Genomic DNA, 10,862 nt, shown 5'->3' on the forward strand with positions numbered 1-10,862 from the left:
CAGGGCACGTCCGCGCGGCGTTTGGAGCTGTACCTCCGTAAGCGCTCGGAATCTCGCCTCTTTTTTTCGCACCGTCTCCCAACGCGGACGAAGCGTCCGCGGACGCGGACGGTCCCCGGCAGCCTGTTTTCGTAAGCGGCTGTTTTCACAAGCAGCCAGGGGTTGGCGCGCCATGTGCTTTGGGGCTGCTCAACCGCAACATCAAGCGGCCGGGACGCATGGTGCGTTCCCAGGGGGAGAAACACCCATGTTCAATCTGTTGAAGTTCAAGGATGTCACTCGCGCTGCTGCACAGGGCGTGGTCGCCAGCTCCGCCATCCCGGAGGACGCGACGCTGGAGCAGTTGGGCAGCGAGCTGCTGCAGCTGATGGCGCAGGGCAACAGCAACTACCACCGCATGGGGCAGCTCTACAACCACATCGTGGAGAAGCGGATGGCGGAGAAGGCGGGGTACAAGGACGCGCGGGAGTACTTCAGCAAGAAGCTGGCGGACTTGTCGCAGGCGACGCTGAGCATGTACGGGACGGTGGCGCGAGTCTTCAGTGAGCCCGTGGCGCGCCGCTTCGGCGTGACGTGCCTGAACCTGCTGCTGAGCTACAAGGAGGCAGCGGACGTGGAGGTGAACGCGGAGGAGCCGGGCCCCACGCCCATCGAGGTGCCGGATGAGAAGGGGCAGGTGAGCGTGCAGCCGTTCGGTGCGTGCAGCGTGGATCAGATGCGCATGGCGTTGCAGCGCAAGCGCAAGCCTGCGTCCACCAAGCCGTTGCCGTCCGAGTCGCTGGTGCTGGCCGAGCAGTACAGTGAGGCGGTGGCGCAGCGCTTCCCCAAGGGCACGGGCACGCTGGTCAAGGTGACGGTGCGCAACCAGAAGGGCAAGGCGGTGCTGGACATCAAGGGGATTCCCTTGGAGCAGGTGAGCAAGTTGGCCGAGGCGCTCGGGGGTGAGCTGCCTGCGGTCAGCGAGCTGCCGAAGCCGCTGTTGACGATCAGCTGATGGTCGTCTCGAAGGGGTGAGTCAGGGCCCCGCGTTCCCGAAGGAGGGGACGCGGGGCCTTTCTGCATTCACCTGAGGGGGAACCTGTATGCCCATTGTTGCGATTGCCACGCTGCGGCTCGGTTACGCCCGGTGCGTGAGCTGTTTCCCCATCTTCCTCGAGAGCATGCTGCGGCGGGAGCACAGCCAGCTGTGGTGTCCGTGGTGCCTGGAGCCGAGGCTTGGCACGCCGCACGGCACGGCGGACGCCGCCTCCTGCGAGTGCCGGTGGCTGACGCAGTGAATCGTCAAGGGCAATCCCGCTTCGCGTGCTTGGAGTGCCAAGCCCACCCAAGGATCGTTGCTCTTCCAAGAGTCTAAGTGATCCCCCGGAAGCGCGGGCCAGCGAAGACTGTCATCCGCCTGGGGTGCGTCACAACACGCGGGCGGCGCGGACTTCTTCCAGCGTGTACTCCCGCCCGACGGTGTCGAAGGGGCCCGTCTTCTGGATGAGCCACGCGCAGGAGCCCGGAGGCAGGTAGAAGTCCTCCTCGAAGGGAGCCAGCCCCAGGTGTCGTAGGTAGTCCTTGAGCATCTCAAAGGTGAAGCGGTCCCTGACCCGGCGCGCCTGGTACTGTTCTACCTGCTCGAAGGGGAAGGGCTCACCCGACTGCTCGAAGACCCAGTGGCCCCCGTCATTGGCAACCTCCAGGGCTCGCACATAGTTGTTGATCTTCCCCGGCTGCTCCGGGCCGAACAGATCCAGCATCACCGCACCATAGCGGCCTCGGTCCCCGCTTAGCGTGTGGGGCACGGCGACCACCCGCAGGCACTGGATGCTCAGCCACCGGGCCATGTAGCGCATGGGGCTGGCGGCATCCGTTCCCGTCCACACGCTGTTGACGTAGGCGGTCCAAGCGCTGCGCGTCGGGATGAACAGGTACCGCCGCTGCCTCTCCCCACTGGTCAGGGGCAGCAGGCTGGAGAGGGCTTGCTCCAGGGTGCCCGTGACGGGAAGTACCTCCACGGTGAAGCCATGGGACGTCGGCAGTCCTCTCTGCCACGTGGCGAAGGCTTGCGCCGCCTGCTCCGCACCGAGTTCCAGGAAGCCCATCTCCGACGTGACAGGCGCCCAGCAGTCGTCCAGCAGCAGTCCCTTCATCTCATGTGTCATTCAAGCACGCCTCATTCCTCAGGGGATGATGATCAGGATGACCTCGCCTTCCGGGTCGTTGGCGGTGAGGCGCGACTGGTGGCCAGGGCCACGGCCCGAAGTCGGTGAGTCGTACTCCACAGAGTAGCGACGGCCCTTGTAGTCGAATTGTAGATCCGGCCGATTGATTCCCACGCGTTCCTTGTTCTCCAGGTTGAGCTGCTGCTGGTTCACTCGGATGTTCTCGGCACCTAGCTTATCCAGGTACTCGATGTCTCTCTGGAGTTGCGCGTTCTGGCTGGGGCTGGGGCTGATGGGGCGGTCCGTCTTGAGCGGCCTTGGCACCGTCGGCTTGACGGTGGTGTCCTGGAGCAGGCGTGGGCCGACAGGTACCGGCGGTGTTGGGTTCTTGCCCGTGAGCGCTTGGACCAGTTCTGGAGAGGGCGCGAGGGTGCCCGGCGCCGGAGGGGGCGGTGCTGGCGCCGGAGCGGGTTCCGGAGCCGGTGCCACGGCTCTCGGCGGAGCGGGCGGAGCCTCCACCCTGCCAGGGCCTACCGGCTCCACCGGTTCCGGGACACCCCACCCGGGCACGGGCCGCGTGGCGGTGAGCAACTTGCCACTGGCCACTCCCACCGCCAGCGCCGTGAAGAACTCCTGGGCCGCGCCGAGCCTGGACATCTCCTGCTCGGTGAACATCTCCTGGCCGCTGCCCATCTGCCACCCACGCTCCAGCGCGAAGTGCAGTGGGTTGGAATCCCTGGCCAACCCATAGAGCCCCAGCGAGAGCTGAAGGGTGGCTGGGTGCGTCCACACGTAGTGTTTGACGATGCGCCGCCGGTTCTCCCAGTGGGCATACCCCTCGGCGGAGGCCGCTCCTGTGCCCAGCCGTCGTTCCATGTCCTCGGTCTGCTCAGGGGTGAGGCGCTCCGGCGTCACCAGTGGCCACATGCGGAGGGGCTCGGGCACTGTCTCCTCGCTCAGGGCCTCGGCGTATTGGCGCTCCCACCGGGACAGCGGGTGGGTCCAGTGCTGAATGTCCTCCCCAGGGCCCGAGGTCCACCAGAGCGCGACGTCCCTGGGTTTTCGCAGGAGCAGAATCTGCTGAATGACATCCCGCTCGCCGGAGGGGATGTGCGCCACCTCCGAAGGAGCGGGCGAGTACTCAGTCGTCCTCACCTCTGCCACAGACGTGGGGCTTGGGCCCTGTTGCTGGAAGGCACCGCCTGGACTCTGGGCGGACTGCTGGGCCCAGGGGCGCTGAGGCTGGGCGAGGACTGGCGCACGTGACGGTGCGCCGAAGCCGAAGAGGATGCCCACCCCGAGCGAGACGACTCCTTCCCCGTGCGCGAGTTGGGAGGGCGAGAACGCGTACACGCCAGCAAGGCCCACCTCCAGGCCAATGCTCCCCCGGATGGCGTGCACCCCGACTTCGCCCCCGGCGCGCAGCCGTGGAGACGACAAGGGGCGAGGGGTGATGGCTCCTCCACCGAGGGCCTTGAAGTACACGGGCCCCTCGCCCGTGAAGCGCGCCACCGCGTCCGTGGACAGCTCCCACGCTCCTGCGGAGGTGGGCTTGGGCAGCAACGTCAAGCGTGCCCCAATCCCCTGGCCTGCGTCCCATAGGCCCCACAGGCTCACGCTGTACGAGGTGCGCGGCGCCCAGGGGCTGCCCAGCGCGGTGCCCTGCGAGACTCCCGCCCCCACAACGGCCCGCATCTTGTTCGTCTCGTCAGAGGCGTGTGCCCCGGGCGCGACGAAGACAGCCAGTAGCCAGAGGGTGACAGCCGCACGGAACCGCGAGGTCTGACTCGCCAGCAGCATGTGTCACCCCTTCTTGCGAGGAGGTGATCAGGGTAGAGGGCTGCCACGGGGAAGAGGAGGAGCCGCCGGGTGGCGCCGTCCTTCGCCCCTCTCCACGTAGAGACGCGCCGCTGCGTCTGCCCTATCTGCTGGGTCGCTCGCCACGCGCCCAAGTCGTTGCGCTGCAGCACGTGGCGCCAGACTCTGCGTGACGACGATCTCCAAGGTCAGAGCCCCATCCCACGGAGCGGCCTTGTCCTCAGTGGGCTCCGTCTTCCTCCAAGCTAAGCCCTCACAGCTTGAGGCGCTTGAAGAGGGAGGAGCGAGCCAGCCCCAGCGGCGAAAGAACACCAACTCCGGCATGAGACCTCCTCGGCAGGGCGACCCTCCCATGCGATGCGGTGAGAGGCTACTGCTGACGGCGTCAGAAGTGGCGATCGGGCGGGGCCCTCCGGAGAGATGCGGTGAGTGGCTACTTCTGACGGCGTCAGAAGTGGCGATCGGGGTGGGGCCTCGTGGAGAGCCGCGGTGCGTGAGAACTTCTGACGGCGTCAGAAGTGGCGATCGGCAGCACCGTCCGCGAACGTGGACGGTCGTAGTCATGAGCTGGGTAGCTCACCCTCGACAATTCAACGGCTTATCAGGGCACGTCCGCGCGGCGTTTGGAGCTGTACCTTCGTAAGCTCTCGGGATCTCGCCTCTTTTTTTCGCACCGTCTCCCAACGCGGACGAATCGTCCGCGGACGCGGACGGTCCCCGGCAGTCTGTTTTTGTAAGCCGCTGTTTTCACAAGAACCCAGGGTGTGGCGCGCCATGTGCTTTGGGGCTGCTCAACCGCAACATCAAGCGGCCGGGACGCATGGTGCGTTCCCAGGGGGAGAAACACCCATGTTCAATCTGTTGAAGTTCAAGGATGTCACTCGCGGCACTGGGCAGGGCGTGGTCGCCAGCTCCGCCATCCCGGAGGACGCGACGCTGGAGCAGTTGGGCAGCGAGCTGCTGCAGCTGATGGCGCAGGGCAACAGCAACTACCACCGCATGGGGCAGCTCTATAACCACATCGTGGACAAGCGGATGGCGGAGAAGGCGGGGTACAAGGACGCGCGGGAGTACTTCAGCCAGAAGCTGGCGGATTTGTCGCAGGCGACGCTGAGCATGTACGGGACGGTGGCGCGAGCCTTCAGCGAGCCCGTGGCGCGCCGCTTCGGCGTGACGTGCCTGAATCTGCTGCTGAGCTACAAGGAGGCAGCGGACGTGGAGGTGAACGCGGAGGAGCCGGGCCCCACGCCCATCGAGGTGCCGGATGAGAAGGGGCAGGTGAGCGTGCAGCCGTTCGGTGCGTGCAGCGTGGATCAGATGCGCATGGCGTTGCAGCGCAAGCGCAAGCCTGCGTCCACCAAGCCGTTGCCGTCCGAGTCGCTGGTGCTGGCCGAGCAGTACAGTGAGGCGGTGGCGCTGCGCTTCCCGCGGGGCACGGGCACGCTGGTCAAGGTGACGGTGCGCAACCAGAAGGGTAAGGCGGTGCTGGACTTCAAGGGGATTCCCGTGGAGCAGGTGAGCCGGCTGGTCGAGGCACTCAATGGTGAGCTGCCTGCGGTCAGCGAGCTGCCGAAGCCGCTGTTGACGATCAGCTGATCGTCGTCTCGAAGGGGTGAGACAGGGCCCCGCGTTCCCGAAGGAGGGGACGCGGGGCCTTTCTGCATCCACCTGCAGGGGGACTCGTATGCAAGCTGCTGTGATTGCCACGCTCCACTTGGAGTGGAACCGAACGGCTGTCTAGCGGCTCATGGCCGGAGACTGTCTCCACCTCCGTCCCCCAGCCACACTCTTCGTTCCCTGTCAATTCAACAAAGATCTCAATGGTGAGCCGCCGGTAGGCAGGCCTATGAAGTGCCTCGCAGCTACCAGGAAGGGCAAACACTAGAGCGGGCGATCCAGCCCTGCGCCTTGGGCGCAAATGAGAACGAGTCGCAGATGATGCTTGGGGGTTTGCTTCCGCCAGTCGTCGCCCAGATTCAGGCGATGCCGTTTACCATCTCTCACAACCCGTAGCGGCTCTTCCCCGAGCACTTCCGGGGCCATGTCTGTGAATCAGTCAAAATCAGGACTGGAGTGCACTCCCTGGGGCAATACCCCTCGGAAGGGACGTTTGTTAGGCACTCTGAAAGCTACCTACCGCAAGGAATCAAACGAATGACTATCAAAACCACTCCGTCTGTCGAGACCGTCGAGGGCCCGGTTCAAGGCGCCCTCATCGAGCCAGGCGTCGTTGCTTACATGGGTATCCCCTACGCTGCGCCACCCACGGGGCAAGAGGGGCGCTGGCGGGCGCCGCGACCCGTCCAGCACTGGACCGAGCCGCGCCCCTCCGACGTTGAGGAGCCCAGAAGAACCGCGTCTTGCCTCCAGAATCAGCAGAATTGCATCCTGGTCGGCGGCGGCGATCCGGGCACCATGGATGAGGATTGCCTCTATCTCAACGTCTGGACGCCCGAGCGTGCGGCAGGCGCCTCGAAGCTCCCGGTCATGGTGTGGATCCACGGCGGCGCCTACATCATTGGCGCAGGCAGGCTGCCTGTCTATCACGGGGCGCCCCTGGTGAAGCGGGGAGTGATCCTGGTCACCCTCAACTACCGAATGGGCGCCCTCGGCTTCTTCGCGCACGAGGCGCTCGAGAAGGAGCGCCTCGAGAAAAATGAGCCTCGCGTGAACAACTTCGGGCTGCTCGATCAGATCGCGGCGCTCGAGTGGGTGCAGCGGAACATCGCGGCGTTCGGGGGCGATCCGGACAAGGTGACCATCTTCGGTCAATCCGCCGGCGCCAGGAGCGTGCTCGCGCTGTTCGCCTCACCGCTCGTCCGCGAAGGACGCGACAAACCCCTGTTCCACCAGGGGATCGCCCAGAGCGTGTACAGGTTCCCCGAGGCCAGCCAGACGCAGGCGCTCAATCGCGGCAAGAAGCTCATGGGCCTGCTCAAGGTGAGCGGGACGGACGTGACCGCCGAGCAGCTCCGCGGGCTGTCGGCGCGCGACATCATGAACATGGACGGCAAGCTCACCCCGCAGCAGCTCCAGGGGACGTCGAACTCTCCGGTCGCGATCAGCGGAGACTCCGTGCTGCCCAACGCGGCCGGGGTCATCGATAGCTTCCTGAAGGGCGAGGTGGCGGCATTGCCGCTCATCATCGGCAACACCAGCGATGATGGCAGCGTGGTGCTCGATGTCCCCGGGATAGACACGGGCTCCGTCCTCCTCCTGGCGGCGACTGGCCTGCCTGCGCCCATCCCGAATCCCGATGTCCCGAGGAACTACTACCCGGATCTCGCGTCGGAGGCAGGGGACGTCCGAAGCAAGGTCGGTCGCCGCCTGACGCGCGACGCGGTCTTCACCGTGACGACGTACAACATCGCAAAGGCGCATAGCAAGATCGCGCCCACCTGGCGCTACTACTTCGACTACACGGCGGAGAACCACCGCGCCACGGTCCCGGATGGGACACGTCACGGTGACGACGTCGCCTTCACCATGGACACGCTCGCCTACGCCCCACCCTTTCCGCCGGGCAAACCCAAGGAGCCGGTCGAGGTCACGGAGAAGGACCGAAGGGTGGCGGCCCTCGCCAATGAATACGTCGTCACGTTCGCCATAAGCGGCACGCCTTCAGCCGTCACGGGGCCCGAGTGGCCCCAGGACAAGGCAGGGCAGGACAGGACGCTCGTGCTGGGCGAGTCTACCCAGGTGAAGTCGGACTTCATGCAGCAGCACGTCGAGGCCGCGACCATGGAGAACATGGTCGCGTTCGACAAGGTCGGAAAGAAGATGGACAACATCATGGGCTGAAGTCTTTCCGTTCAAGATTGCCGGGCCTCTGGACCGCCTTCTTGGCCAGGGCCGCTGCCAGGTCCTTGGGCGTGTAGGGCTTCAGCAGCACCACGGCGTCCGCCAGGCCCGATTCCGCTGATGCCGCGTCGTCGCCGCTGGCGAAGATCACCCTCAAGTGCGGCCAGCGGGCGACCGCCTCACGCGCCAGCTCCGTGCCCGAGCGCCCCGGCAGCCCCACGTCGGTCAGGAGCACATCCGCCTGGCAGGTGGAGAGCGCGGAGAGCGCGCTCTCCGCGTCCTGGGCCTCCATCACCTGGTGACCCTGGTCCCTGAGGTACTCGGCGGTGCTTGAACGAATGAGCTCGTCATCCTCGACCAGCATGATCGTGAGGCGGCGTGGCATGTCCTCCGCCGCCGGGGGTGGGGCGGACGCCTCGGTCCGCTGCTGCTTGACCAGCCGATGCTGCGCCTCGTTGCCCAGCACGTGCCGCACCTTCCGGGCCAGGGCTTCGCGCGTGTAGGGCTTGGAGAGCAACTCCACGCCCGCGTCCAGCCGCCCATGGTGGACGATGGCGTTCTCGGTGTAGCCCGAGGTGAACAGCACCCCGATGTGCGGGAGACGCTCCCTGGCCTTGCGGGCGAGTTCCGGGCTCCGCAGCGGGCCGGGCATCACCACGTCCGTGAACAGGAGATCAATCGGGATTCCGCTCTCGATGACGTTCAGGGCGCTGGCCGCATCGCGGGCCTTGAGCACCCGGTAGCCGAGCTCCGAGAGGAGACTGACCGCGGTCTCCCGCACATCTTCGTCGTCCTCGACCACCAGGAGGGTCTCGGTTCCGCCGCGCACCGGCGTCTTGCTGATGTCGGTGAGAACGTCCTCGCTCTGGGCGGCGCGCGGCAGGTACAGCTTGAGGGTCGTGCCCTCGCCGACCTCGCTGTAGATCTTGATGTGGCCACCGGACTGCTTGACCAGTCCGTGCACCATCGAGAGCCCCAGACCGGTCCCCTTTCCCTCCGGTTTGGTGCTGAAGAAGGGCTCGAACACGCGCTCCAGGATGTCCGGAGGGATCCCGGTGCCGGTGTCGGTGACGGCGATCATCACGTATTGACCGGGCTTCACCTCCTCGTGCTGGCGCGCGTACGCGTCGTCCAGCAGGGAGTTACCCGCTTCGATTGTCAGCCGCCCGCCGCCCGGCATGGCGTCCCGGGCGTTGATCGCCAGGTTGAGGATGGCGTTCTCGATCTGATTCGGGTCGACCAGGGTGTTCCACAGCCCGCCCGAGACCACGGTCTCGATCTCGATGTTCTCGCCCAGCGCCCGCCGCAGCAGATCGTCCATGTTCTTCAGCAGGCGGCCCAGGTTCACCACCTTGGGCGCCAGCGGCTGACGACGGCCGAAGGCCAGGAGCTGCGAGGCCAGCTTCGAGCCTCGCGCCACCCCGGCCAGGGCGTTTTGCACGCGGGTCTCGGCCCGGGCGTTGCCGGCGATGTCCCTCGCCAGCAGTTGCAGGTTTCCGCTGATCACCTGCAGGAGGTTGTTGAAGTCGTGGGCGACGCCCCCCGTGAGCTTGCCGAGCGCCTCGATCTTCTGGGCCTGACGGAGAGCCGCCTCCATCTGCTGCCGTTCAGCTGTCTCCCGCCGCAGGCGCTCGAGCGCTTCCGCCAACTCGTCCGTGCGCGCCGCGACCCGCTGCTCGAGCGTCTCGTTCAGGCGCTGCAGTTGCTCTTCGGCGCGCTTCTGGTGTGTGACGTCGTAGCCGTCGACGAAGATGCCGGACACTTTGCCGTCCGGCGCCATGATCGGTTGATAGACGAGGTGGACGAAGCGCTCCTCCAGTGCGCCGCCGCGCGTGCGCTGGATCATCACCGGCATGTTGCGGCCCACGAAGGGCTTGCCCTTGGCATGGACCCCGTCCAGCAGCTCGAAGAAGCCCTGGCCCTCGATCTCCGGTAGGGCCTTGCGCACCGGGAGGCCAATCAGGTCGCGGTGGCCGACCAGCTGCAGGTAGGCGTCATTGACCAGTTCGAACACGTGGTCCGGGCCGGACAGGGTACACATGAAGCTGGGAGCCTGCTGGAACAGCGTGCGGAAGCGGTCGCGCTCCCGGGTGCGCAGTTCGACCTCGGAGGTCAGCTGCTCATTGGCCTGGCGCAGGAGCTCAGCCGCCTTCTGGCGCATCTCCACGGCCTCGGCCAGCGCCGCGGCCCGCTGGCGCGCGGCTTCGTGCGCCTCGGCGCTCGCCAGGCTGGACGCCACCTGTCCCACCAGGAGCTTCAGGAACGGCACATAGCTCTCATCCACCGGGCGGTAGGGGTTCAGCCCGACGATCATCGCTCCTCGCGGGCGCTCGCCCCCCTGGCCGACTAGCGGAACCACCGCGGTGGTGGTTGGCGGCTTGTCCCAGGCACCCGTCGGCAGGGCCTCGCGGTTGCAGAGGTCCACCGTCACGTTCGCCTCGCCGGCCCAGACGGAGCCCAGGTCCCAGATGTCGCCGCTGGGGGCCAGGGTCGCAGGCGCGCAGCCGTGGCCGGGCTCGATCCCGGTCGCGCAGGCCAGATGTCCCCGGCCCTCCTCGTCGAACAGATAGGTCAGGCTGAAGGGGAGATCGTGCAGATTGCCGCCGAGCCCCTCCCGGACGGCGTCGATCACCTCGGTTCGGCTCGAGGCCGGAGCGAGCCGCGAGGCCAGCTCGCGGAGCGACGCCAGGCGGCGCTCGCTGATCACCCGGTCCGTCTCTTCCGAGACGGCGCAGAACACCCCTTCCACCTTGCCGCTGTCGCCGATCAGCGGGCTATAGGAGAAGGTGTGGTAGGTCTCCTCGGGATAGCCGTTGCGGTGCAGGACCAGCAGCAGGGCCCGGTCCCAGGTCGACTCTCCCCGCTCGTAGACGGTCTGCAGGCGGTCCTTGATGTCGTCCCAGATCTCGGCCCACAGGAGCCGGGTGGGCATCCCGAGCGACTTCGGGTGCTTGGCTCCCAGTGTTGGCCGGTAGGGAGCCGCGCAGGAATAAAGTTTCAGTTTGCGGGTGCCCGAGATCGTGCCCATCAATGTAGGCATGGACCTGGAGGAAGTCATCGCGGCGAAGTACCAAGCGCTTGAGAGCGGACTTACAG

The 10,862-nt window shown here is 66.4% G+C and carries 7 protein-coding genes; 4 read left to right on the plus strand and 3 right to left on the minus strand.

Going from position 1 to position 10,862, the window contains the following annotated elements; genetic code table 11:
* Positions 1-247: 247 nt before the first annotated feature.
* On the plus strand, positions 248-994 hold the full coding sequence (locus KY501_RS47635; RefSeq protein WP_224371874.1) for a hypothetical protein: 747 nt from the start codon (positions 248-250) through the stop codon (positions 992-994).
* Positions 995-1,082: 88 nt separating this feature from the next.
* Positions 1,083-1,277 (plus strand): hypothetical protein, encoded by a 195-nt coding sequence (locus KY501_RS47640; RefSeq protein ID WP_224371876.1) that lies wholly within the window; start codon positions 1,083-1,085, stop codon positions 1,275-1,277.
* Positions 1,278-1,406: 129 nt separating this feature from the next.
* Here the strand turns inward: KY501_RS47640 and KY501_RS47645 are convergent, their stop codons facing one another.
* Both KY501_RS47645 and KY501_RS47650 read right to left on the minus strand, forming a co-directional pair.
* Positions 1,407-2,147, minus strand: a complete 741-nt coding sequence (locus KY501_RS47645) for a hypothetical protein (RefSeq protein ID WP_224371878.1) — start codon at positions 2,145-2,147, stop codon at positions 1,407-1,409.
* A gap of 18 nt (positions 2,148-2,165) precedes the next feature.
* Positions 2,166-3,947 (minus strand): hypothetical protein, encoded by a 1,782-nt coding sequence (locus KY501_RS47650; RefSeq protein WP_224371880.1) that lies wholly within the window; start codon positions 3,945-3,947, stop codon positions 2,166-2,168.
* An 867-nt stretch (positions 3,948-4,814) separates the two neighbouring features.
* Between KY501_RS47650 and KY501_RS47655 the strand changes: the two genes are divergently transcribed.
* Entirely contained in the window at positions 4,815-5,561 is a 747-nt protein-coding gene (locus KY501_RS47655; RefSeq protein ID WP_224371882.1) for a hypothetical protein, read from the plus strand.
* A gap of 558 nt (positions 5,562-6,119) precedes the next feature.
* Positions 6,120-7,766 (plus strand): carboxylesterase/lipase family protein, encoded by a 1,647-nt coding sequence (locus KY501_RS47660; RefSeq protein ID WP_224371884.1) that lies wholly within the window; start codon positions 6,120-6,122, stop codon positions 7,764-7,766.
* On the opposite strand, the gene KY501_RS47665 is transcribed toward KY501_RS47660, so the two are convergent.
* On the minus strand, positions 7,756-10,698 hold the full coding sequence (locus tag KY501_RS47665; RefSeq protein WP_309243057.1) for a response regulator: 2,943 nt from the start codon (positions 10,696-10,698) through the stop codon (positions 7,756-7,758). The genes KY501_RS47660 and KY501_RS47665 overlap by 11 nt on opposite strands.
* Positions 10,699-10,862: the final 164 nt, after the last annotated feature.

This window comes from Hyalangium versicolor (assembly GCF_020103695.1).
Classification (GTDB): domain Bacteria; phylum Myxococcota; class Myxococcia; order Myxococcales; family Myxococcaceae; genus Hyalangium; species Hyalangium versicolor.